This window comes from Kitasatospora sp. NPDC088351, assembly GCF_040685575.1.
Lineage (GTDB): Bacteria > Actinomycetota > Actinomycetes > Streptomycetales > Streptomycetaceae > Kitasatospora.
Genome location: NZ_JBFBIL010000041.1, coordinates 50,398 through 75,910, shown reverse-complemented (window position 1 = coordinate 75,910; position 25,513 = coordinate 50,398). Strand labels below are relative to the sequence as shown.

The following is a 25,513-nucleotide window of genomic DNA, read 5'->3' as shown; positions in this document are numbered from 1 at the left end:
GGGGGGCGGTGGGGGGGGGGGGGGGGGGGCGCGGGGGGGGGGGGGGGCGCCCCCCCCCCCCCCCCGCCGACGGTCTCGCGCAGGCGGCGCGGCGCGGTGCCGGGTGCGCAGAGCCACCAGGTGGCGGTCTCCGCCGAGCCGTCGGGGGCGGCGACCTTGAGGTTGCCGTCGGGGGTGATCTCCACCAGACCGTCGGGGGCGATCACCGGGACGCCGGCGCGGTCGGCGACCACCTCGGCGGGGCGGCGGCCGTTGGGGGCGAGCGCGGCGAGACCGGAGGCGGCGAGGACCAGCGTGCCCGCGCCGCGCGAGCGGGCGATGACGCCGAGGTCGGCCATCCGGTCGCGCAGCACGGGGGCCGAGTCGGGGGCGGCGGCGACCACGACGAGGCTGTCCGGCACCGGACGCAGCGCGCCGACCGCGGCGGACAGCTCGTCCTCGCCGGCGGTCGCGGGGGCGATGACGAAGTGCGGCCCGACCGGGCGCAGCACGGACCGCACCGCGGGCGACGCGGCCGGGGCCGACGGGGCGGCGGCCGAGGGCGCGGCGGCGGCCGGGGCGGTCGGAGGCGCGACGGCCGCCACCGGACCGCCGGACCCGCGCAGGCGCGGGAACCGGCGGCGGGGCGCGGCGGGTGGTGCGGGGTCGCCGGCGGGCGGACCGGTGCGGGAAAGACTCATCGTCCGGGTATACGGACGCCGCCCGGCCCCCGGTTCACGCCCCGGACCCGTCGCCGCCCTCCTCCGGCTCCGCGAGCAGGCCGGTCTGCACCTGGACCACCCGCCGCCGGGTGATGTGCAGGGCGCGCCCGGGCGGCAGCACCCGCGGCTTGACGCTGCCGAACAGCGTGCCCTCGCTCGGCGGGCAGGAGAGCAGGGTGACCGGGGTGTTGACGTCCTGGAGCCGGCGCAGCAGCTGGTCCGTGTACGCGCGCCCGATGCCGTTCGCCGAGCGGGCGACGATCAGGTGCAGGCCGAGTTCGGTGCCCTGGGCGAGGTGGTCGAGGACCGGGGCGAACGGGTTGGCGCCCGACTGGCTCGGGATGAGGTCGTAGTCGTCGACGATGATGAACAGCTCCGGCCCGGTCCACCAGTCGCGCAGCCGCAGCCGGGCCGGGGTGATCTCCTCCCCGGGCAGCCGGGCCTCCATGGCGCGGGCCGCTCCGTTGACGACCTGCCGGAGGACGTCCACCGCGACGGCGTAGCCGAGCCGGTACTCCTCCGGGACGCTGTCGTAGAGCCCGCGCCGGAAGTCGACGAGCATGATCCGGGCCTCGGCGGGCGTGTAGGCGGAGGTGATGGCGGAGACCATCAGGCGCAGCAGGTTGGTCTTGCCGCTCTCGCTGTCGCCGACCACCAGCAGGTGGGGCGACTCCTCGAAGTCGTGCCAGAGCGGGGAGATCGCGGTGTCCTCCAGGCCGATGGGGACCCGCAGCCGGCCCTCGGGCGCGGGCAGCGTGGCGGCGTCGAGCCGCAGCGGCAGCATCCGCACCTCGGGTGCGCCCGGGCCCGTCCAGTGGTCGTTGACGGCGTCGACCAGGTCCTCGACGCCGTCCGTGAGGCTCTCGCTGTCGCCGAGGCCGTCGATGCGGGGGAGCGCGGTGAGGAAGTGCAGCCGGTCCTGGGTCAGGCCGCGGCCTGGGACGCGGGGGACGGTCTCGGCGGCCCGCATGTTGATCATGGAGTCGATCGGGTCGCCGAGCCGCAGTTCGAAGCGGGTGCCGAGCTGGTCGCGCAGCCCGCTGGAGAGCTCGCCCCAGCGGGCGGCGGTGACCACCAGGTGCACGCCGTAGTTGAGGCCGCGTCCGGCGATCAGGGTGAGCACGGGCAGGTAGTCCATGAACTCCTGGCGCATGGTGTTCCAGCCGTCGACCACCAGGAACACGTCGCCGTGGCGGTCGTCCGCCAGCGCCGGGTCCCCGGCCGCCCGGCGGCGGCGGAAGGTGGCCATCGAGTCGATGCCCAGCTGGGCGAAGGACTGCTCGCGGCGGGCGATGACGGTGTTGATCTCGGCCAGGGTGCGCCCGACCCGCTCGGGGTCGTGCCGGCCGGTGACCCCGCCGACGTGCGGCAGCCCGCGCAGCGCGGAGAGCGTGCCGCCGCCGAAGTCCAGGCAGTAGAACTGGACTTCGCGCGGGGTGTGGGTGAGCGCCAGGCCAGCGATCAGGGTGCGCAGCATGGTGCTCTTGCCGCTCTGCGGGCCGCCCGCGATGCCGACGTGGCCGCCGGCGGCCGAGAGGTCGGCGGTGAGCAGTTCGCGCATCTGCTGGAACGGGCGGTCCACCACGCCCACCGGGACGGTCAGGGTACCGACCGCCGGGCGGCCGTCGGGCGCCAGGCCGTGGTGCGGGGACGGCGCGAGCGGCGGCAGCAGCTCGTCCAGGGTGGGCGGCGTCTCCAGGGGCGGCAGCCAGACCGTGTGGGCGGGCGGGCCGACGTCGAGCATCCGCTCGGCGGCCAGGTCCAGCAGGGTGGCGGTGCTCTCCTCCTCCGCGGCCAGGCGGGCCGCCTCGGCCGCCACGACCTCCGGGTCGGGCCGGCGCGGCGCGGTGTACTCGGTGCCGTAGGGGACGATCTGGCCGGCCGCCGCGGCCTGCTGGGCCGCTCCGCGCCGGCGCCGGTACGGGCCGGAGACGTACGCCGCCTTGAACCGGGTGAGGGTGGCGATGTCGCTGCGCAGGATGCCGTTGCCGGGCTGGGAGGGCAGTTGGTAGGCGTCCGGCACACCGAGCACGCCGCGGCTCTCCATCGCGGAGAAGGTGCGCAGGCCGATCCGGTACGACAGATGGGACTCCAGGGCGTGCATCCGGCCCTCGTCGAGGCGCTGCGAGGCGAGCAGCAGGTGGACGCCGAGCGAGCGGCCGAGCCGCCCGATCATGATGAACAGGTCCATGAAGTCGCGGTGCGCGGAGAGCAGTTCGCTGAACTCGTCGACCACGATGAAGAGCGTCGGCAGCGGGTCGAGCTGGGCGCCGCCGGCCCGGGCGGTCTCGTAGTCCAGCAGCGAGCTGTAGTTGCCGGCCGAGCGGAGCAGCTCCTGGCGGCGGTTCAGCTCGCCGTGCAGGGCGTCGCGCATCCGGTCGACCAGGGCGGCCTCGTCCGCCAGGTTGGTGATCACCGCCGAGGTGTGCGGGAGTTCGTCCAGACCGAGGAAGGTGGCGCCGCCCTTGAAGTCCACCAGGACGAAGTTGAGCGTCTCGGAGGAGTGGGTGAGCGCGAGCGCCAGCACCAGGGTGCGCAGCAGCTCGGACTTGCCGGAGCCGGTGGCGCCGATCAGCATCCCGTGCGGGCCCATGCCGCCCTGCGCGGACTCCTTGAGGTCCAGTTCGACGGGGTTGCCGTCCGCGCCGACGCCGATCGGCACCCGCAGCCGCTGTCCGCGCGGGCGGTCCGCCCAGCTGCGGGCGACGTCGTGCTGGTACAGGTCGTTGACGCCCAGCAGCGAGGTGAGGTCGAAGTCGGTGCTGAGCGGCTCGGAGGCGTCGCGCGAGTCGCCCAGCCGGTACGGGGACATCACCGTGGCGAAGCGGCGGGCGGCCGGGAGGAGCAGCGCGTCCGCGCGGCCGAGCGGGGTGACCTCGTCGCGCCGGTTGCGGTCGGCGGCGACCAGGTCCAGTCGGCCGCCGCTGATACGCAGCCGCAGCCGGAACGGCGCGTGCTGCCACTCGACGGCCCCGGAGAGGTCCAGCAGGACGGCGTTGCGGTAGCCGGCCAGCAGGGCCCGGCTGCCGGCGGGCAGCTTGACCCCGTCCAGGACGATCAGCGTGAACGGCTCGTCCCGGCCCGGCTGCGCGTCCGGTTCGTAGGGCGGGCGGTCGGTGAACTCCGGGCCCAGCAGCTGTTCCAGCTCCAGCATCGAGTCGGCGACCAGGCGCACCGGGCCGGCGCCGTCCGTCTCGGTGGGGTGCAGGGCGTGCGGCAGCCACTTCAGCCAGGCCCAGTCCTCGCGCAGCTCGGGGGAGACGGCGGCGGCGACGCGCAGCTCGTCCGGGGCGTGGAAGAAGGCGAGCTGGGCGATCATCGCGCGGGCCAGGGCGCGGGCCGGCCCGGGATCGGCCGGCGCTCCGGCGGCGTCCGGGTCGGCGGCGGGCGCGCCGATCGTGGCGCCGACCAGGCCGCCGGGGCCGGCCTGGTCCGGTTCGCCGGAGGAGGCCGCACCGGCCGGGGCGCCCTCCTCCCCGGGGTGCTCGCAGCGCAGCAGGATGTGGGCGTAACCGCGCACGTGGACGGCGATCGGCTGGTCCGCGATCGAGCCGTACGCGTGGATGAACCGGCGCAGCGCGTGCGCGCACAGCGGTTCCAGGTCCTCCACCGGCTGGGTGGCCAGCGGCGCCAGCCTGACCGCCAGCCGCTGGGCGCCGGTGGCGATCCGCACGTCGCCGAAGTCCGGGTGGGCCGCGCGCCGCTCCCACAGCCGCGAGGTGCGGACCAGCGAGCCGAGCACGGCCGGGTCGGGGTGGCGCCAGGCGAGCGCCTGCCGCTGGTCGACGATGTGGCGGCGGACCTGGCGGCGCATCTGGGAGAGGTAGCGCAGGTAGTCCCGGCGTTCGCCGCGCAGCTGGCGCTTGCGGTCGCTGGCGCCGCGGATCAGCTGGGTCACCAGCATGCCGACGGCGGACAGGCCCATCATGCCCATCGCCACGTAGGTGAGCGGCCCGCCGTTGGACTGCGGGTTGAGGAAGATCATCACCATCGAGAGCGAGCTGAGCGCCATCGGCGCCATGGCGATCATGTTGGACATGCCGCTCTGCTGCTCCGGCAGGACCGGTGGCTCCTGCAACTGGAGCTCGCCGTCCGGCATCGCCGGTCCGGGGCGCCGGGGCGGACGGTCGACCACGACCACGCTCAACGGGGGTTCTCCTCTCGCGGCGCCGGTGACGCCGCTGGGTGGCGGTGGGCCCGGAGGCTCGGACAAGCCCTGAGGCCGGGCCGCACTCAGGCGTACGGCCCGCGGGGCCCCGGCGGTTCACCGGGGGTGCGTGCGGAACCGGGGGCCGGGGCCGGTGAACCGTCCGCCCCGCGCCGCCCGTAGTTGTTCAACGGGAGACCGGGCAGGCCGGGGCTCCACGGGAGGGCGCGACAGGTGAGCGGTACCACGGTGGCGGCAGGGCTGGTCCGGCTGAGGTTCCGCGCCCCCGAGGCCGCGTTCGAACTCGCCCTCCCCGGCGACGTCGTCCTCGCCGACCTGCTGCCCGCCGTCCTCGGCTACGCCGGCTCCGCCGTCGAGGAGGGCGGCACCGAGCACTCCGGCTGGGTGCTCCAGCGCGCCGGCGGCCCGCCGCTGGACGAGGAGCGCACCCTGGAGGGGCTCGGACTGCACGACGGCGAGGAGCTCTTCCTCCGCCCGGGCCAGGAAGCACTGCCCGAGGTGCACTTCGACGACCTGGTGGACGGCGTCCGGGCCGGCACCATCGCCCGCGGCGACTCCTGGCGGCCCGCCGCCACCCACCACTTCGCGCTCGCCCTCGCCCTGGTCGCGCTGGCCGGCGGCCTGCTGCTGCTCGCCCAGCCAGGACCGGACGGCCCCCGCTGCGCCGCGGCCGCCGTCACCGCCGTGCTGCTGCTCGCCGCCGGCGGCGCGGCGACCAGACTGGTCGGCGACGCTCCGGCCGGTACCGCGCTCGGCGCCACCGGCATCGCCTACGCGGCCGCGGCCGCCGCGCTGCTGCCCGGGGTCACCGGCCCGGCCCGGCTGCTCGCGGGCGGCTCGGTGGCGGTCGGCGCCACCGTGCTGGCGCTCGCCCTGGTCGGGGCCGGTCCGTTCTTCGCCGGGCTGCTGGTGGCGGCCGCGCTCGCCCTGGGCGCGGGCGCGCTGGCCACCAACGGCATTCCGACGACCCACTCCGCCGCCGTGATCGCCGCCACCGCCGTGCTGTTCGGCGCGTTCGTGCCGGGGCTGGCGTTCAAGCTGTCCGGCCTGCGGCTGCCCGCGCTGCCCCGCAACGCCGACGAGCTCCAGGAGGAGATCGAGCCCTTCGAGGCCGAGGACGTGCTCGCCCGCAGCCTCGTCGCCGACAGCTACCTGGCCGGCTTCTTCATCGCCGCCGGCACGGTGTGCGCGAGCGCCCTCGCCCTGCTCGCCACCGCCCGGGACGGCGGCTGGGGCGCGACCGCGATGTCCGTCGACCTGTCGGTGCTGCTCCTGCTGCACGCCCGGGACATCGGGGGCATCCGGCAGCGGCTCGCCGTGCTGCTGCCGGGCGCGCTGGGCATCGCCCTGCTGGCCGCGCGGTTCGGGCAGGACACCGACCAGTCCGGCCGGTTCGGCCTGTTCACCGTGCTGCTGCTCGCCGCGGCCGCGCTCGCCGTGACCGCCTGGACGGTGCCCGGCCGGCGGCTGCTGCCCTACTGGGGCCGGGCCGGCGACCTGCTGCACTCGCTCGCCGCGCTCGCCCTGCTGCCGCTCGCGCTCCAGGTGCTCGGCTTCTACCAGATGATGCGCGGGCTGGCGGGCTGAACCGGGCACCACCGCCCGGGCGCGCGAGCGATCGCGCCGCGCTCCCCGCCCCCTGAACCCCGCACCGAGGAGGACCACCGCATGCAGTCCCGACGCGACCAGGTCCAGGCCCACCTGTTCGTGATGAGCCGGGTCGCCGCAGGCGTGCTCCGCGCCGAGCCGGACGCCCCCGACACCCCCGTCGGCCGCACCAACCGCGGCGCCGCGATCGGTCTGGCCGTCGCCCTGCTGATCGGCGCCGGCGCCGGCGTCTACGGCATGATCAAGCCCGGCGGCGCGACCGGCTGGCAGAAGCCCGGCACCCTGGTGGTGGTCAAGGAGACCGGCGCCCGGTACGTCTTCGCCGGCGGCCTGCTCCACCCCGTGCTCAACGAGGCCAGCGCCAAACTGCTCGCCGGCGACCAGCTGAAGGTCGACCAGGTCTCCGCCCGCTCGCTGGAGAGCGCCGAGCGCGGCACCCCGATCGGCATCGTCGGCGCCCCCGACGGGCTGCCCGGGCCGGCCGCCGTCGGCGGCGCCGACTGGCTCGTCTGCACCGTCCAGACCGCGGGCTCCGCGGCCGCCCGGTCCACCCCCCAGCTGTCCGTCGCCGTCGGCACCCGCCAGTCCGGCCGGAGCGCCGGCGACCGGGGCGTCCTGGTCGGCGCACCCGACGGCGGCGTCCATCTCCTCTGGCACGGCCGCCGGTTCGCCCTCGACACCGCCGGCGGGGCCGTCCGGGCCCTCGGCTACACCGCCGCCGCGCCCGTCCCGGTCACCGCCGCGTTCCTCGCCGCCTTCCCGGCCGGACCGGACCTGCGCGCCCCCGACCTGCCCGACCGGGGGAAGGCCGGTCCCACGCTGGCCGGGCACGCCACCCGGATCGGCCAGCTGTTCAGCGGTACCGGCGACGAGCGGTACGTGCTCGCCGAGCAGGGCCTCGTCCCCGTCACCGCCACTCAACTCGCCCTGCTCCAGGGCGATCTGCGCACCCAGCGGGACGCCTACGGCAGTGGCCAGGTGGTGACCTCCCCCGTTGGCGCGGAGGACCTCGCCGCGCACTCCGCACCGCCCGCCGCCACTGCCGCGCTCAACCCGGCCGAGCTGCCCGCCCGGCCCCCGGCGCTGCTGTCGCCGACCGGCGGCCAGGCCGTCTGCGGGGCCCTGAACCCGGCGGCCGACGGCGGGGACCTCACCGTCGTCGTCCCGGACGCGGCCGCCGTGCTCGGCCTGCCGCCGGCCCTCCAGCCCGGCGTCATCCCCAGCTGCACGCCCGCCGACCGGATCGCGGTGCGCCCCGGTGGCGGCGCCCTGGTGCGGGCCCTGTCCGGCGGGGGCTTCGGCACCACCCTCTACCTGGTCACCGACACGGGCGTGAAGTACCCGCTCGCCTCCGCCGCGGTGGCCGAACGCCTCGGCTACGCCGGGGCCACCCCGAGCGCGGTGCCCGGGCGCCTGCTCTCACTGCTGCCCACCGGGCCGAGCCTCGACCCGGCGCCGCTCGCCGGCGGCATCGTGCAGCCCCCGGCCGCCGCCGAGGGCCGCTGCGCGCGGTGAGCCGCGGCGCCGCCGGCGGCCGGTGAACCGTCCGGCGGCGGCGTTCCGTTCACCCTGGCGGGCCGGTCCTGCCGGCCCGTGGCACACCTTGCCGGCCGGGTGCGGCCGGCACTCATGGAGGAGGTACTCGCGGTGGCTCAGCAGACGACGGTCGACCAGAAGGTCCTGGCCGAAATCAGGACCATGGTCGAGGCGCGGTACACGGAGATGTCGACGACCGCGGCCTACATCGAGGACATCAACACGGCCGTCCGGGACAGCTTCTCCGGCGCGGCCAGCACCGCGTTCCAGAACCAGATCAACGCCTGGCTGGAGCAGTACGCGCTGGTCAAGAAGGACTACGACGCCTTCCACATGAAGCTCGGCGACGGTGGTCAGATCTTCAACGCGGCCGACGAGCACACGGTGGGCCTCGCCAACTTCTCCGGTGGCGGCGGCGCCGGACAGCACGTCGAGGACGTCCTGAACCCCCGCTAGGCCTTGCCGACGTCGTGCACGGCTGCCGCGGAAGGCGGTGGCCGATGCCCGCTCCCCGTACCAGAACTCCGTTTGAAGGGATCGCACCATGGGCAACATGTCGCTCCACTACGCCGGCATCGACAGCGCCATCGATGACCTCGAAGCCCACGCGAAGACGATGCACGACGCGATGACCAACCTGAAGTCGTACCTCGACACCAAGATCAACGTCGAGCTGGTGGGTGACTTCGCGCTGGCGGCCGGGAACCTCTCGAACACGCTGCACCTCGCCGACGAGGAGATGGGCAAGAAGATCGTCGCGGCCCACATGGCCCTCACCGAGATCCGCAACGTCATCAAGGACGCGGACATGCGGGCGGGCAGCCACTTCGACCACGTCGGGGGCTGATCGACCGTGGCAGACGATGACGAGGGCGACGGCGGGCACGGCGGCGATGTCAAGATCACCGACGGTTATCTGAGCACGTTCGCCACGGACAACCTCCAACGCTTCATCAAGGACATCAACGAGTCCGTGCCGGTGCAGCAGCTCAGGGGATACGCGACGGGTTCGACCCCGATCCTCGTGGGCAACGACTCCGCCAATTTCAAGAGCCCCGGCACGCTGGCCGCCGCGCTCAAGGCCTACACCGGTTCGGTCAACTCGCTTCTGACCACCGTCGTCGATCAGCTGAACACGCTGATCACCGACCTTCAGCTCGCCGACCTCCGCCTGAACAACGCGATGGACGAGACCCTCGACTACGCGCAGTTCATGCAGCTGGCCGAACGAACCCTGAACCCGGGGGCGGGAGCCAAGTAGCTCGTCGGTGAATTCCGGTCAGCACTGCGGAGCCGGCCCGATCCTGGGCCGGCCCCGTCTCATGTTCGGTCGCGCTCGGCCGCAGAAGGGTCTGTCATGGTTTACAAGTGGGAAGACGCGCTCACCTTTCTCGCAGCGTCGAACGACACGGCGCCGACCAGCCGGGACACGGTTCACGACGACGACAAGCCGTGGATCAACAAGGACAACACGGTCGCCGACGACTACTCGGGCTGGCAGGGACAGGAGACGGGAGGTACTGGTCAGAATCTGGACTCCTGGGTGGCCTGGTTCTTCAAATACACCACCCCGGGTGGCTACACCTACAACGCCAGCTATGTGGTCGGCGCCCACATCCTGTATCCCAACCTCGACGGCCCGGGCGCCAAGCTGGCGGGGTTCACGGGCAGCGTGGCGCCGCTGAAGCGCATGTACAACGCCGTCCCGCGCGTCACTGACTCGTTCAACGTCCTGGTGTTCGGCGACGTGGCGAACGCCCTGACGGAGGTGACCCACTTCCTCGACGGCTGGGTCGAGGAGATCGGCAAATGGGCGAACACCGTCGCCTCGAAGGACAGTGACTGGCAGGGAAGTGCGGCGGGGGCCTTCCGTGCCGTCCTGCTCGCGTTCAGGAACGAAATCGACGCCGACCGGCGCAATATGGCCCGCACCAATGTGCAGAGCTACCTGACGGCCGGCCCCACGTCCTGCGACGCCGTTTTCAGGACGGCGATGGAGACGCTCATGACCGGGTGGAACGAATGGTGGGCCTCGCCCAACGCCTGGCCGACGAACGCCGTGACCTCGGCCCTCACGGAGGGGCTCAAGGACGCGACGCTGGAGGTGACGCAGGTCGCCCAGAACGTCTCGTTCGGCCAGAAGATCCCCGAGACCACCGGAACGCTCAAGGACACGGCCTCCGGCACACTGGACCTGAAATTCACCCTGAAGGGCGCGACGTTCGGCGATCCCAAAACGACCGACTTCTGGACGAAGGTGGAGGCCAGGGCGCGGGCGATCTGGGTGGAGAACATCGTTTCCATCCTGGACAAGGCGGCCGAGACGGCGCTCGGCGAGATCGCCAAGGCCTACGGGACCACCTCGGGTGCGGCCACGCCGCTCAAGCCCTTCCCGCTCATCATGCCCACGCCGAAGAAGGACGAGACCGACCCCACCAAGGACGACAAGACCAGCGACATCGGCAACCCGAAGATCGACAACCCCACCCTCAAGACCTCCGGCGACGGTGGCGGCGGGCCCGATCTGAAGAACATGGGCGGCCCGGACCTGAAGAACATGGGCGGCCCGGACCTCAAGAACCCGGGTGGCCCGGACCTCAAGCTGGAGGGGAACGGGACCAGCGGCGGCGGGCCGAGCCTGACGAACCTCGGTCTCGGCTCGGTCGGCAGCGGGAACGGTACCGGCAGCGGGAACGGCACGGGCCTCGACCTCATCGGCAACCCCAGCCCCGGCGGCGGGCTCCTGCCCGACGACCTCCTGCTGGGCGGCGGCGGATCGAGCCGGCCCGTCACCGTGCCGCCCGGCTCCGTGATCACCAAGGACGGGCGGATCGTCGACGAGAACGGCAATCCCGTGCTCGACTCCAGCGGCAACCCCATGGTGGCCGGCCCGAACTACACCATCGGGCCGGACGGCACTCTGCGCGACGACAAGGGCAACACCGTCTCGCAGTACCGGCAGCTGCTCGCCGACCGGTACTCCGGTGGCGGTGGTGGCGGGGACGACCTGCTGACGCCCAGCAACTTCGGCCCCGGCGGCTTCTCCTACGGCACGGGCGGCCTCGGCGGCCTGTCCGGTTCGGGTTCGGGGGGTCTGCTCACCCCCGGTGGCGGCCCGATGATCACCGGAATGGGCGGTGGCCTGAGCTCCCGGGCGCTCGCCTCCGGCGGTGACCCGAACGCCATGAAGGTCGCGGTCGACCAGGCCAACGCCGAGCGGATGGCCGCCGAGAAGGCCGCCCGGGCCGCCGCCCAGGAGCAGGCCCTGCTGACCGGCCGGCAGACCGCCACCAGCTCCGGCGGCATGCCGCCGATGATGCCGCCCGGTGGCGGCATGGGCGGCCAGGGCGGTCCCAACGACAAGGACCGCCGGCGCACCACCTGGCTGGCGGAGGACGAAGAGACCTGGGGCACCGAGACCGGTGCCGTGCACGGCGTCATCGGACGCTGACGCAACTGGGGTGCCGGGCCCGCCCTCGGGTGGGCCCGGCGGCCCGGCCTTTGACGACAAGACAGGAAGCAGCACATGAGCAACCCGTTCGCGGAACAGATCGCCCAGGCGATGGCTGACATGCAGAGCGAGCTGGCCAAGGCCGAGGCGATGCAGAAGGAGATGAACGAGCTCACCGCCTCGGTCACCTCCAAGGACCGGATGGTCACCGTCAAGGTCGGCTCGCAGGGGCAGGTCGTCTCGATGACCTTCCACACCAACGGCTACCGCGAGATGGCCCCCGCCGAACTGGCGAAGGTCCTCACCGACTCGCTCAACGAGGCCCGCGCGGCCGTGGGCGAGCAGGTCGCCGAGCGGATCGGCCGGTTCGACGGCCTCGGCGACACCCTGCGGCTCTCCATGACCGGCGGCACCGAGCTCGACGAGATCCTCGAACCGCTCTGGGCGATGCGCCCGGGCTACGAGGCGCCGGACCGGAAGAAGAAGGCGGACCGTCAGGAGGAGTTCCATGGCTAGCCATGGCACCACGGCCAAGACCGCGATGCTCAAGCAGAGCTTCGCCGAGTTCTTCGAGCTGAAGAAGCTGACCGCGAAGGTCCTGGCGGACGCGGAGTTCATCAACGAAACGAACCTGACGGTCGGCGGCCACGACGAGATCGGCCAGCAGTACCACGCGCAGGTCGACGAGGGCACCACGAACCTGTACCAGCTGATCCTCAAGATCAACGGCACGATGGGTTCGGTCGGCGAGAACGGTGAGGTGCTGGCCGAGACGCTCGACAGGGCCGACGACCACTCCCTCGACCTCGCCAACGGCCTCTGAGCCCGGGCTTCCGACCCCAACCCTCCGAACCCAGCCCTCCAAGCCCTCCCCGGACCGGCGGACAACCCGGCCGTAGGACCCCCGACAAGCGGTGACGGCGCGCGGGCGCCCCCTGGAACGACCGGAACGGCAGGCAGCACGTGCCCCACTCCTCGATCGAGGTCAATGCCTCGACAGCGCGCTTCTTCACGATCATCACCGGCATGCCCTGGCCGGAGGTGAAGGAGGGAGACCTGCGCGAGGTGCGGGACGCCTACGAGCGGTTGGCTCAGGAACTGCCCGAACTGCACGACCTGATCGCCAAGGTGGCGAAGCACTGCAAGGACCAGTTCGAGGGCGAGGCCGCCACGAAGTTCGCCTGGCAGCTGAACTCGTTCATCGGCAAGGCCGGCGGGAACGGGGAGGACTACGTGTCGGCGGCGGCCAAGACCGCCAAGGCGCTGGCGGACTGCGCCGGCGACGTGGCCAACTCGGTCGAGTACACCAAGTGGATGGCGATCGCCCAGCTGGTGCAGCTGATGATCGAGATCGCGCTGGCGATCTTCTGGGCGCCGTTCAGCTTCGGCGCCAGCCTGTCCGGGCTGGTGCTCAGGAAGCTGCTCACCAAGGTCGCGCTCCAGGCGCTGATGAAGTACCTGCTCAAGACCATCGCGATGCACACGTTCTCGGGCATCGTGGGTGGTCTGCTGATGGACGGCATCATCCAGAACCTCCAGATCGGGCAGGGCAACCGCGACCACATCGACAAGGAGTACACCAAGCAGGCGCTCCTCTTCGGCGTCATCGGCGGTGTGCTCGGCGGCCCGCTGGAACTCTTCGGGCTGGGGCTCGGCAAGCTGCTCGGGAAGCTGCTCGGCAAGAGCGGCGGCCGGCTGCTGGCCGACCAGCTGAGCAACTACCTGGTGCACGGCGACATCCAGGGCCTCAAGGCCCTGCTGGAGTCGGCCACCAAGGCGGCCGAGAAGGACGCGTTGAAGGGGCCGCTGGGTTCGGTGGGCAAGGGGCTCGCGAAGTCGGGGGAGAAGGTCGCGGGAGAGACCTTCACCAAGGCCGAGGCCAAGGCCTTCGCGCGCGAGCTCGGCAGCCTGATGGAGGCGGCCACCGAGCAACTGCAGCACGGCTTCGGGAAGAAGGGGACCGACGCCCTCTCCGGGATGTTCGTCAAGGAGATGGAGAAGGTCTTCACGAAGCACCTCGGCAAGGAACTCGGCGGGGCCGCGGCCGCCAAGGCGCTCGGCAAGGAGTTCGGCGAGGCCTTCGCCTCCAAGTGGGGGGCCAAGGGCGCGGAGCGGCTCGAAGGCGTCAAGGGCGCGCTCGAAGGGGCCCTCTCGCACGAGAGCGCGGAGAAGCTCTCCGCGCGCCAGGTGAAGATGCTGACCCAGGAACTGCCCGCGCTCGCCGAGCAGATGGGGAGCGGGAACAGGGCCTACGGCCTCGGGGTGGCGGTCGGCGGGTACATCCAGGCCGGTGTGCAGAACGTCCTCACCGAGGGCTTCTACAACCTCATCTTCGGGGAGAACCACGAGTTCACCGTCACCGGGGGAAGCTTCCTCGGCGGGATGCTGACCGGCATGATGGGCCACGTCATGCACGTCGGCGCCGGCCCGCTGATGCACAGGTACGTCGACTGGGTCCAGACGACCCAGAACGCGGCGGTGGAAGCCGGGGCGTCCTCGCACTTCCCGCTCTACCACCCGATCAACTTCGCCGCCCTGGCCTGCCTCGCGTCCGGCAAGGTGGTGCCGTTCCCGGTGCCCCGGATGGGGCACAGCCATGACTTCGAGGCCGCCAGCCTGCGGCACATCAACTCGCTGGAGGACGTGGCCGAGAACATCGGGCACGCCTCGGGGCTCAAGATCAACTCCCCGAAGGCCGACCCGGAGGTCGCCGAGTGGATGCAGTCGCTGCTGCAGTACGCGGACTTCGTGGCCGACGAGCGCTCCGCGCACGAGCCGGTGGGCCTGGCCGGCCTGCACTTCCTCGGTGACCTCGGCAGCCTCGACGCCCCCGCCACGCCTCCGCCGGCGCGGCCGTCGCGGACCTCCGGCACGGACGAGCACCTGGCGCCGAACGCCAAGCCGGCCACCTCGACCACCGCCGGGCCGGCCACCACCCCGCCCGTCCGGGTGCAGTCGCACGACGACCCGGCGACCGGCCCGAAGCCGGACGCGCCGAGGTCCGAGACGCCGAGGTCCGAGACGCCGAAGCAGGACGCCCCGAAGACCGGTGCGCCCGGCAGGCCGACCCCCCGGACCACCCAGTCCGTCACCGACCTGCCGCCGGTCCAGCCCAACCGGACCGAGGAGTCGAACCAGCACACGCCGCAGCAGACGCAGCAGACCGCCACGGCGACGACCGCCCCCGCGAACGGCACCGTCGGCAGGCCGGCGCCCGTCCCCACCGCCTCCTCCGACCACCCGGGTCCGAACCCTGCGCCGCCCACCACGCCGCGCCCGCCGGCGGGCACCGACCCCAACGGGCGCCACCCGGCGCAGGAGCCGCGCACCGGGACCGAGCGGCCGACCGAGAGCATCGCGTCGATCCTGCTGGGCCAGGACACCGGCCGGCCCGGCCGTACCCAGGGCGACGAGCCGCCGGTGCCGACGCCGCCCCAGCTGCTGACCGACGACCCCGGCCAGACCCCGAAGTCCGGGAAGCCGCAGGCGGACACCGCGCGGGACTCGACGACCGAGCTGCCGCCGCTGACCCCGCGGGCGCCCACCCGGTCCACCGAATCCACCGAATCCGCCGAGCTCGCCGGCCAGTCGGCCGTGACGCCGCCGCTCACGCCGGTCGACCACCCCGTGGTGCCCGGGGACAGCACCGACCCGCTGACGCCCACGGTGGTCCCGCCGCACGGTGGCGAGGACCAGAACGTCGTGCCCGTGCCGCCCGGCTCGTACCTGGCGGCGGACTACACCTCGGCGGACGTCCGGCGGCCCGCCGGGACCCAGGACACCGCCGTGGCAAAGCCGTTCGAGGCGCGGCGCGGCACCCTGCCGGACGGCACCCGGGCGACCGAACTCGTCCTGCGGACGCACCTGGACGCCTCCGCGCTCCCGGCGGGCTCCGAGCCGGCCGTGGAGGCCGTGCGCGGGCGCGCCCTGACCGCCGTGGCGGACGCCTACAACAACGGCCACAAGCTGCCGGACGGCAGCGTGCTGCGGGTCCGGGTCGAGTTCGTCGACGCGCCCGACGCCGCCCACCACACGGTGAAGCTGCACGCCGGCACCGTCCGCCAGGACGGGGCCAACTGGGGCCTGCGGGTGAGCCGCGACGTGCTCGCCCACGAGCTCGGCCACGCCCTCGGCCTGCGGGACGACCACCGTGAGACGCACGGTGAGACCGCCCCCGGTGCGCGCCGGAGCGTGCAGGGACCGGTCACGCGCGGGCTGCGTGAGGTGGGCACCGCCGTCGACGGCGCCTTCTCCCCGGTGACCGGGCCGGAGGGCGCCGCTCCCGCACCGCGCCCCACCGTCGCGCCCCAGGTCCGCGACGCCGCGCTGTACGGGCCGGACGGCCGTCTGCTGACGCCCGCCCTCCGGGAGGCCGGCCCGGGCGGGACGTACCACGAGAACCCCAACCGCACCCTGCGGCTGGAGACGACGACGGGCGACGCCGTGCAGGAGCGGACGCTCTTCCCGGCGCACTGGACGGCGGACGAGGCCGTGTACGCGGCCGAGCAGGCCCACCTCGACGCCGTGAGCCGGGGGCTGCCGCCGACCGCCCGCCGGTGGGTGGGCGAGTACGCGGGGGTGCGGTTCAGCGGGGAGCAGCGCGACGGCCTGATCACCTCCTTCCAGCCCTCGGGGAACCAGGAGGGGCTGACCGCTCCGGCCTACGCACCGGACCGGCCCGCACCGGCGCACGCCGCAGGGCTCGGCCGCGGCTCCGACTACGGGGACCGGCGGACCATGACCGGCGTCCACCACAACGTCGATCCCTGGGCGGCGAACGCGAACGGCCTCCAGGTCGCCCCCGTGGACCCGGCGACCCTGCACGCCAACGGCACCGCCCGCGGGGAGGTCTGGTTCCTGGACCCGGCCCTGCCGACGGACTCGCCGCTGGCCGAGCTCCCGAGCCGCTGGCACCGCCCGGCCGACGGGCCGGCGCCGATGCGCTACCCGGAGCACTGGACGGCCGAGCAGACCGGGTGGGCGGCGCAGGACGCTGCCGCCGGCCCGACGCGGCGGGTGCCGCTGGCCGACGGCCGGACGGAGCACTGGGTCGGCGAGGCCTACGGCGTCCGGATCGAGGGACTCAGCCGGGACGGCCGGATCCTCGTCCACCGGCCGGCCGGGACGCAGCCGAACCCGCGCGCCCCTTACGGCCGCTGGGACGCGGCCGGCGAGGTCGGCGGCTCGGCGCCCGTCACCGTCAGGCTGGGGGTGGGGCAGAACGCCCCGGTGACCCTGCGGCGGGTCCTGTTCGACAGCGGCCAGGAGGGCATCCAGCTCACCGCGCGGATCCATCTGGAGGCGGACGGCGCGATGACGCCCGCCCAGGTGACCGAGGCACGACAGCGACTCCAGACACAGGCCGACGAGTACATCGCCCAGCAGTTCCCCGACGAGGTCCTGCTCGACCTGCGGCTGGAGTTCACGGACAGCCCGGACGGCAGCCACTCCAGCCACCCGGTCACCGCCGGTACGGCGCCCGAGCTGCGCAACCACCTCGCCCCCCTGCTGGAGGCGGGTGGTCAGCACACTCTGATGTTCATGGCGGAGCGCTCCGCCCCGAACTCGGCGGCCCTGGACGGCCTCCGGGTGGGCGCCCTCCCGGAGCCGGTGCCCGGCAGCCTGCGCGAGCCCGGCACGGTCCACCCGGGCGAGCCGCTGCCCCGGACCACGGACGCCATGACGCCGCTGCTGCCCGGCCTGCGGAAGTCCTTCACCGAGGAGGCCTGGGACAAGCCGCACCGGGGGCTTCCGCCGGAGTGGACCGCCGAGGAGGCCCGGTTCGCGGCCGACCAGGTCGCGCGGTCCACGCTGGGCGGTCGGCCGGACCTCCTGGCCACCGGAGCGGCGGCCCCGCCGGTGCGCCTGAGGACCATCGCGGGCGTCGAGATCGGCGTTCAGGTGGTGAACGGCCGGATCACCGACTTCTGGGGCGTCCGCACGGACGACGGGACCTCGCGGCACACCGTGGAGACCGGCCCGCGCCGCGTCCTCGCCACCGCCGAGGTCCGCCCGCCGGCGGACGCCTTCGAACGCGGGCTGTCGGGCCGCCGCTGGCAGTCCTTCGAGGCCGCGCGCGTCGGACTCCCCGACGGGGACACCCGGACCGTGCTGACGCTGCGGCTGCACCTGGACACCGCGGGGCTGGAGTCCACGGCCGGAGCTGGTCTGGACGAGCCCACCCGTACCAGGCTGGCCGAGCTGCGGGACAGGGCGAGGCGCGGCGTCGGCGAGCAGTTCAACCGGGACCAGCGGCTCCCCAACGGCGATCTGCTGCGGGTCCAGGTGGAGTTCGTGGACCACGCGGAGGAGGCCCATCACACCGCCGTCATCCACCGCAGCAGCGAGCGGGAGTCCCTGACGGAGTGGAGCCTCGGCACCGACGAGCGGACGCTCGCCCACGAGCTCGGCCACGCGCTGGGCCTGCCCGACGAGTACCGCGAGGCCCGGTTCGGCCCGCGGGCCGTGTACGAGGACGGCGCACTCATGGCCTCCAACGAGCTGAACCGGTCCGGTCTGTTCTCGGTGGACCAGGACCACCAGCTCGTCGTCGACGGCCAACGGGCCCCGCTCGGCCTGCCGCCGCGCTACCTGCGGGACCTCGGTGCCGTCGTCGACTCGGCGCTCGACGTGCCGGTCCGGCCGCAGACCCCCGGCGGACCGCCGCCGCGGGCGGGCTTCGACGAGCAGGCCCGCCGTACGGCGCTGTACGGCGGCGAGGACGGCACCGGCGGCCACCTGTACCCGGGCCCGGGATCGGACCGGCCCCGCCCGGAGCGGGCGAACGAGCCGGTGAACCGCAACGGCACCTTCCGGGTCGAGACCCCGCCCGTCGAGCCGCCGCGGGTGGTCACCAGCGCGTCGGCCGGCGATCTCGCGGTGACGCCCCGTCCGGCGCCCACCGACGGGCCGCAGGGCGGCAAGCGGACGATGTTCCCCGAGCACTGGACGGCGGACGACGCCGTGTACGCGGCCGAGCAGGCCTACCACACGGCCCGCCGCACCGGCCGGGTCACCGAGAACGGTGCCGCGTACCACTGGGTCGGCGAGTACGGCGGCGTGCGGATCGAGGGCGAACTGACCAACGGTCACTTCGGCACCTTCCGGCCCTCCGAGGACCAGACCGGGCTGGTCACCCCGACCCACGAGCCGATGCGACCCGCGAACCGGGTCTTCGGTCTGGGCACGGAGGTGCACACCCGCTTCGGCGACCGGCAGACCCTCACCGGCGTCCACCACGCACCGACCCCGGCGGCCGCCCAGGTCCACGGCATCAAGGTGGAGCGGTCGTCGTCCCCGGCCCACGACAACGGCACCTACCGGGCGGACGTCTGGTTCCTCGACCCGACCGTGGCCCCCGGCTCCCCGATGGAGAACTTCCCGTCACGCTGGCACCGCCGCGCCGACGGCGAGACGCACACGCTGTACCCCGAGAACTGGTCGCCGGGCGACGTCCTGGACGCCGCCCGGGACGCGTACGCGGCGCGGAGCAGCTCCCGGCGCACGGACTCCGGTGCGGTGCACTGGGTGGGCGAGGCACGCGGTGTGCGGATCGAGGGGATCACCCGGGACGGGCTCCACCTGGTCCACCGGCCGACCACCGAGCAGCCGCTCACCCACTGGCGCCAGGAGAGTGTGGTCGAGCTGTCCGCGCCGACCTCCGTGAGGGTCGGCGCCGGCGGCCACGAGGTGACCGTCCGGCACGCCCGGTTCGACAGCGGGCAGGAGGGCATCGAACTCACCGCCAAGGTGCACCTGAGCTTCGAGGAGGGCATGCGGCCCGGCCCGGTCGCGGAGTTCCCGAAGGCGCTCCAGAAGGCCACCGACGCCTACGTCCGCGCACAGCGGACGGCGGGCGATCCGCCGGTGAAGCTGAGGATCGAGTTCACCGAGAACGCCCAGGACACCCACTTCAGGGCCACGGTCCGCAGCGACACCGACCCGGACGTCCTCGACCTGCGGACGTTCCTGCCCGAGTTGACCGACGCCCCGACCCCCTTCCCGGAGCTGGTCCGCTCGCTCGGTGACGGCGCCCCAGGGGCCGGCTGGACGGACAGCGGGCCCCCGCGCCCGGTGGCACCCCCGCTGCGCGAGCCCGGTACACCCGGGACGGGTGAACGCCCGCCCACCGTCAGCCGGATGACGGAGGCGGAGCCGTTCCTCACACGGGCCTTCGCCGCGTCGCTCGCCCCGGACGCCGGCCGCGGCCTGCCCCGCGAGTGGACCCCGGCCGAAGCCAGGTACGCGGCGGCCAACGCGACCCTGGTCTCCAGCCGGGTGGATCCGGACAACCCGAACCAGCGGATCACCGAGCGCCGGTACGGCGGGGTCCGGATGGAGATCCGGACCGAGGGCGGCCGGATCGTGGACTTCGGCGGTCTGCCGGACCAGACGTTCCCGCCCCAGCGCACCCACCCCCTTCCCGAGCCGAGCGGCGCGCCGCTGACGTCCTCCTCTTCCTCCTCCTCTTCCTCGTCGTCGGCGGCCGGTGCCGTTCCGCACGCGGCTCCAGACCCGGCAACCGAGCTGCGGCCGGGCCACACCTCGGCCGAGGTCACGCCGGCCGGCGGTCCACAGCGCCGGTTCGAGCTGCGGAGGGGCACCTTGCGGCAGGGCGGGGAGGACGCCACGGTCCTCGTCCTGCGGACCCACCTGGACCGCTCGGTCCTGCCGACCCACGACGCGCAGGGCCGGCCGGTCGACCGGACGGCCGCGGTGAACGCGCTGGAGGCGCGGGTCAGGGCCGGGGCCGAGCAGTTCAGCACCGGCCACCGGCTGCCCGACGGCAGCCTGCTGCGGGTACGGGTGGAGTTCGTGGAGAACGCGGCCGACGCCCACCGCACGGTGCGCCTGCACGACGGCAGCGCCCGTCAGAACGACCGGAACTGGCACCTGGGGATCTCCCAGGAGGAGCTGGTCCACCAGCTGGGCCGCGCCTTCGACCTGCCGGTCGAGGTGCACACGGGCGGCGGAGCGGGCCGGGTCGTCCCGGCGCTGACACCGGAGCGGCTGAACGCGCTGGGCGGCGTCGCGGACCAGGTGTCTGGCGGGCCCTTCCGGACCGACTCCTCCCCCCTGCCGACCAGGGCGGTGTTCGACGAGGCGGTCCGCACCAGGGCTCTGACCGGAGGCCCCGGGACGGCGGGCCACCTGCCGGCCGGCCTCCATCCGGAGGCGATCGGCCCGGACCGGGTGATGTGGCGCCACGCCAACGGCACCGTGCTGGTCCGGACGGAGACGGGCGGGGAGAGCACCCTGTTCCCGGCCCGCTGGACCGCCGAGGGCGCGGTGTACGCGGCCGAGCAGGCGTACCTCCACGCACGCCGCAACGGCGGGGTCGAGGATACCGAGACCGGCCGCCACTGGCAGGGCGAGTACGCGGGCGTCCGGATCGAGGGCGAGCTGGACGGCGCGGGCGGGTTCGTCTCGTTCCGCCCGTCCGCCGACCAGGACGGCCTGACGGCGGCCGGGTTCTCCCCGGACCTGCCCACCCACGGCGGCGGCCTGCCGGGTGCGGGGCGCCGGGGCGTGCGGTTCTCGGACGGGATGGAGGAGACCGACTACGGCGCCCGTCAGGCGGATGTCCGGGAGCTAGACCCGGCCGTGGCCCCGGGCGCGCCGTTGGCGCAGTTCCCGTCACGCTGGCAGCGGTCGCCGGACCCGCGCGGGCACCTGCTCTACCCCGAGCACTGGACGCCCGAGCAGGCCGCCCATGCGGCCGCCACGGTGGCGGCCGACCCCCAGACCCTCCGCATCGACCTGAGGGACGGCCGGACCCGCTGGCTCGGCGGCTTCGACGAGCTGCCGATCGCCGGGATCTCGCAGGACGGCCGGGTCGTGGCGCACGGACCGGCCGAGGACCGGCCCGACCCCAACCCGTACTGGAGGCAGAGCCGCGAGCTCTTCCTGTCGGACGAGAGGGAGGTGCGGTTCCAGGGCCAGGCCATGGGCGGACGGTGGCTCCTCCGCGACAGCGGCCACGAGGTCCACCTGGTCACCCTCAGGATCCAGCTGAGGCCGGCCGTCGGGATGACGCCCGAGCAGGTCCACCAGGTGCAGGAGCAGCTGGCCCGCCGGGCAGGCCGGCACTTCGACGACTACCGTGGTCGCTCGAACCCCGACGACCCCTTCGAGAACCGGCGCCTGGCGCTGTCGCTGGAGTTCACCACGGACCCGCGGGACGCCGACTGGAGCACCGCCGTCCACCCCGGGGACGGCCCGAACCTCACCGACCTCCTGCCGCAGGCGCTCCGGCCGGAGCGGGCCGCCGAGCTGGTCGACGCCGTGTCCGACGCCACCCGTCGCGCGCGGAGGGACATGAACCCCGACTTCGCGCCACTGCTCCGCCTGCGCGACCCCGCCGAGGACCACGAGGCGTCGCTCGACACCGTCGTTGTGCCGCCCCCGGCCCCGGAGCGCGTCCTGGGCCCGTTCGCCCCCACCGCCCGGGACAACGGCGGCTTCGGCCTGCCTCCGGAGTGGACACGTGACGAGGCCCGCCACGCAGCCCACCAGGTCTTCCAGGATCTTCGGGGCAGCGGCCGTGGCCGCCCGCAACCGGAGATCCTCACCGGCGAGTTCGCCGGTGTCGGCCTCAGGCTGCTGGTCGACCGCGGGATGATCACGGACTTCTGGGCCGCGCCCGGCCAGCGCCTCGGCGACCAGGCCTTGGCGGCCCCGGCGCCGGCGCCCGTGCGGGTGCTGGCCACGGCGGAGGTCCGGCCGCCCACCGATCCGTTCCTCGCCGGCCTGCAGGCCCAGTTCATCCAGTCCTACGAGGCCCGGCGGGTGGCGGAGCCCGGCGGGGACACCAGGACCGTCCTGACCGTCCGGATCCACCCGCGCCCGATCGACCTGGGGACGAGCCCGACAGAGATCGCGCGGAACCTCGACCGGATGCTGCTCACCGCCGAGGCGGGCGTCCGGGACGTCTTCGACCAGGGCCAGCGGCTGCCCAACGGAGACCTGCTGGAGGTCGCGGTCCAGTTCGTCGACCGTCCGGAGGACGCCCACCACGTCGTCGACGTACAGCTCGACCAGACGCAGGAGGACGCGCAGAGCTGGGGCGTGCACTCCGCCCCGAGGGTGATCGGCCACGAGGTGGGCCACCTGCTCGGCCTCGGGGACGAGTACCGGCGTGCGGAGGCCGGCCCCCGGCCGGTCTACCCGGAGCCCGGCCTCATGACCGCTCCCACGCTCGACCAGCGCGGCCGGGTCTGGTACGACGCGGACCACCCCCTCATGGAGCACGACAGGACCGCCAACCCCCCGGTGGCGCTGCGGCCGCACAACCTGGACGAGCTGGGCGCGGTGCTCGACCGGGCCTTCGGGACCGCCCCCCGGCAGCCCGACCCCGGCGAGCTCCCGGCCCGGGCGTCCTTCGGTGAGGACACCCGGCGGGCCGCGCTCCACGACGGGCCGGACGGCCGGGGCGGGCACCTGGCCCCGCCGACGGCCTCCGAGCGTCCCCGGCCGGAGCCGTTGCCCAGGACCCTCAACCACAACGGCACCTACCTGGTGGCAGGCGCCGAGGTCCCCGGCGACCGGCTGGCGGGCGCGCCGGACGCGCGCCTCGATTCCCGGTCGCTGCGGATGATGTTCCCCGAGCACTGGACGGCCGACGACGCGGTGTACGCGGCGAAGCAGGCCTACCTGGACGCCCGCCGGACCGGTGGCGTCACCGAGACCGGCCCCGTCTCGTACCGCTGGACCGGCGAGTACGCCGGGGTGCGCATCGAGGGCGAGATCCGGGGGGCCGACTTCACCTCGTTCCGGCCCTCGCTCGACCAGAGCGGGCTCGACACACCGCACTGGCTGCCGCCCAGGGAGACGCCGCTCTTCGGCCACCGGGTCGAGGACCTGGCCCGCTACGGCGACCGGCACACCCTCACCGGTGTCCACCACCACGGGCGGCGTATGACACCCGCCGACCACGGCCTGCGCATCGACCCGCCCCAGCCGGCGAACGCCAACGGCACCTACCGGGCGACCGTCTGGTACCTGGACCCGGCGGTCTCGCCGCACGCGCCGCTGAGCGACTTCCCGTCCCGGCAGTACCGCCGCGCCGACGAGCCGAGCCAGATGTTCTACCCCAGGGAATGGGGGCCCGAGCAGCTCCTCGACCAGGTGGACCAGGCCTACCGGGCCAGGCTGCACGAGACGGAGCTGGCCGACGGGAGCCTGCACTGGATCGGGACGTCCCAGGGCGTCCGGATCGAGGGCATCTTCCGCGACGGTCAGCACCTCGCCCACCGGCCGACCACCTGGCAGCCGTTCCGCCACGGCGACGGCGGCAGGGTGGTGACCACCTTCGTGGCGCACCCGTTGCAGCAGGACGGTGACCACATCGGCGTCACCTTCCGCCGCGACCTGCTCGGCAACGGCGAGTTGCGCAGCGAGCTGGTCGTCCAGGTGCGGGCGGGCGAGACGACTCCCGAGCAGCGGAGGGCGCTCCAGGGGATCGCGGACACCTACACCCGGCAGTCGCTCCAGCCCGGCGACCCGTCGGTCCGGGTGAGGCTCGACTTCGTCCGGCCCGAGGCTGTCACTCCGGGGCTCCCACCACTGTCGCCGGCCATCGATTTCGTATTCGAGACGAATCTCCGTTCGCGCCTCTGGAACCTCCGCGGGCTCGTCACCGAACTCGACGGAGCGCATCCGGTCACCTGGGCCCACCGCCTCCACCTGGACGACGTGGCGCCGGCGGCGCCGCTGCGCCCGCCGGTGACCCCCGGCACCGGTGAGCGCCCGCAGACCGTGACCCGGCTGGAGACGGACGCACGCCTGGACGCGGGCGCCGGGCCGGCCATCGCGGCGGGTCTCGCCGCCGGTGCGGGCCGCGGCCTGCCCCCCGAGTGGACGGTCGTGGAACAGCGCCACGCGGCGCGGAGGGTCGCGGACCTGGCCGGGGTCGCCCCGGGCTCGTCGGAGACCGTCGTCGGGCGCTTCGCCGGTGCCGAGCTCCGGGTCGAGCTGACGAACGGTGAGATCACCGACTTCCACGGGACGCCGGACCAGGTCTTCGAGCCCCAGCACCGGCCCCGCCCCCGCGCGGAGCGGCCGGACCTGCAGATGCTGCACGCGCCGGCGCCGGTCGCGCACACCGCGGCGCAGCACGCGGCCGCGCCCGACCCGAGGTCGGCGCTGCTGACCGGCCACGCGTCGGTCGAGATCCCGCTGGTGCCGCAGCCCGGCCACCTGGCGGCAGCCGCGCCCGGCGCCGGCCCGCAGCGGCCGTTCGAGGTGCGGCGCGGCACCCTGGGCGAGGGCGGGGAGGAGGCCACCGTCCTCGTCCTGCGCACCCACCTGGACGTGTCGGCCGCGCAGCCGTGGGAGCGCGCCGGCTGGAACCGCACGGCGGAGGACCTGAAGGTCACGGCCAGGGAGGCCGCAGAGGCCTTCAACACCGGCCACCGGCTGCCCGACGGCCGGGTGCTTCGTGTTCGAATCGAGTTCGTCGACGCCCCCGGAACCGCTCATCACACCGTCCGGCTGAACCCCACGACGGCGGCCGGCGACGAGGCCTCCTGGGGTGTGACGACCTCGCGGGAGACGATGGTCCACCACCTGGGGCGCCTGCTCGGCCTGCCGGTGGAGAACCACCTGGCCGGCGGCACCGACCGGGCCGTCCCCGTCCCGTCCGCGGAGCGGCTGCGCGAGCTGGGGGCCGAGGTCGACCAGGCGTTCGGCCTGCCCGCCGGAGCCGGCCACGGGGCCGAAAACCCGCCGGCCAGGGCGACGTTCGGAGCGGACGTCCGGAGGGAGGTGCTGCGCGAAGCGGCCCTGGGCGAGGTGGTCCACCGCCATGCCAACGGCACCTTGCGGACCCGGAGCGACGAGGCCGGCGCGGGCCGGGAGCACACCCGCTTCCCGGCGCACTGGACCGAGGAGCGGGCCGTGTACGCGGCCGAGCAGGCCTACCTCGACGCCCGCCGCAACGGCGGAGTCGTCGGGACGGGGACCGGTCACCACTGGCAGGGCGAGTACGCCGGCGTCCGGATCGAGGGCGAGCTGGGGGAGAACGGCGAGTTCCTCTCCTTCCGCCCCTCC

General features: G+C 74.2%; 10 protein-coding genes and 1 pseudogene (1 of these 11 cut by a window edge). 9 read left to right on the top strand and 2 right to left on the bottom strand.

Annotated elements, in window-relative coordinates:
- Both AB0P06_RS25535 and eccCa read right to left on the bottom strand, forming a co-directional pair.
- Positions 1 to 680: pseudogene (locus AB0P06_RS25535) on the bottom strand (hypothetical protein); the annotation flags it as partial.
- Between the two features lie 34 nt (positions 681 to 714).
- Positions 715 to 4,800, bottom strand: a complete 4,086-nt coding sequence (gene eccCa / locus AB0P06_RS25530; protein WP_363611128.1) for a type VII secretion protein EccCa — start codon at positions 4,798 to 4,800, stop codon at positions 715 to 717.
- A gap of 282 nt (positions 4,801 to 5,082) precedes the next feature.
- On the opposite strand from eccCa, the gene eccD reads away from it, so the two are divergent.
- The 9 genes from eccD to AB0P06_RS25485 form a co-directional block, all read left to right on the top strand.
- Positions 5,083 to 6,456, top strand: a complete 1,374-nt coding sequence (gene eccD, locus AB0P06_RS25525; RefSeq protein ID WP_363611126.1) for a type VII secretion integral membrane protein EccD — start codon at positions 5,083 to 5,085, stop codon at positions 6,454 to 6,456.
- An 81-nt stretch (positions 6,457 to 6,537) separates the two neighbouring features.
- Positions 6,538 to 7,992: a type VII secretion protein EccB gene (eccB, locus tag AB0P06_RS25520; RefSeq protein ID WP_363611124.1), complete on the top strand. Its 1,455-nt coding sequence runs from the start codon at positions 6,538 to 6,540 to the stop codon at positions 7,990 to 7,992.
- 132 nt (positions 7,993 to 8,124) lie between these two features.
- On the top strand, positions 8,125 to 8,469 hold the full coding sequence (locus AB0P06_RS25515; RefSeq protein ID WP_363611122.1) for a hypothetical protein: 345 nt from the start codon (positions 8,125 to 8,127) through the stop codon (positions 8,467 to 8,469).
- 97 nt (positions 8,470 to 8,566) lie between these two features.
- Positions 8,567 to 8,860 (top strand): hypothetical protein, encoded by a 294-nt coding sequence (locus AB0P06_RS25510; RefSeq protein WP_363611120.1) that lies wholly within the window; start codon positions 8,567 to 8,569, stop codon positions 8,858 to 8,860.
- Positions 8,861 to 8,866: 6 nt separating this feature from the next.
- A complete protein-coding gene (locus AB0P06_RS25505; RefSeq protein ID WP_363611118.1) occupies positions 8,867 to 9,274 on the top strand; it encodes a hypothetical protein in 408 nt (135 codons plus the stop codon).
- A gap of 96 nt (positions 9,275 to 9,370) precedes the next feature.
- Positions 9,371 to 11,464, top strand: a complete 2,094-nt coding sequence (locus AB0P06_RS25500) for a hypothetical protein (RefSeq protein ID WP_363611116.1) — start codon at positions 9,371 to 9,373, stop codon at positions 11,462 to 11,464.
- Between the two features lie 75 nt (positions 11,465 to 11,539).
- Entirely contained in the window at positions 11,540 to 11,980 is a 441-nt protein-coding gene (locus tag AB0P06_RS25495; protein WP_363611114.1) for a YbaB/EbfC family nucleoid-associated protein, read from the top strand.
- Positions 11,973 to 12,287 (top strand): hypothetical protein, encoded by a 315-nt coding sequence (locus AB0P06_RS25490; protein WP_363611112.1) that lies wholly within the window; start codon positions 11,973 to 11,975, stop codon positions 12,285 to 12,287. The genes AB0P06_RS25495 and AB0P06_RS25490 overlap by 8 nt, the downstream gene beginning before the upstream one ends.
- 203 nt (positions 12,288 to 12,490) lie before the next feature.
- Positions 12,491 to 25,513 carry the start of an EndoU domain-containing protein gene (locus AB0P06_RS25485; RefSeq protein ID WP_363611110.1) on the top strand. Its footprint extends 22,578 nt past the window's final position, so only the first 13,023 of its 35,601 coding nucleotides appear in the window; the start codon lies at positions 12,491 to 12,493; its stop codon lies beyond the right edge, outside the window.

Bases quoted from the DNA above. Each gene is read 5' to 3' on its own strand.
- eccCa (WP_363611128.1), bottom strand. From the start codon at position 4,800: ATGCCGGACGGCGAGCTCCAGTTGCAGGAGCCACCGGTCCTGCCGGAG.
- AB0P06_RS25510 (WP_363611120.1), top strand. From the start codon at position 8,567: ATGTCGCTCCACTACGCCGGCATCGACAGCGCCATCGATGACCTCGAA.
- eccB (WP_363611124.1), top strand. From the start codon at position 6,538: ATGCAGTCCCGACGCGACCAGGTCCAGGCCCACCTGTTCGTGATGAGC.
- AB0P06_RS25500 (WP_363611116.1), top strand. From the start codon at position 9,371: ATGGTTTACAAGTGGGAAGACGCGCTCACCTTTCTCGCAGCGTCGAAC.
- AB0P06_RS25490 (WP_363611112.1), top strand. From the start codon at position 11,973: ATGGCTAGCCATGGCACCACGGCCAAGACCGCGATGCTCAAGCAGAGC.
- AB0P06_RS25495 (WP_363611114.1), top strand. From the start codon at position 11,540: ATGAGCAACCCGTTCGCGGAACAGATCGCCCAGGCGATGGCTGACATG.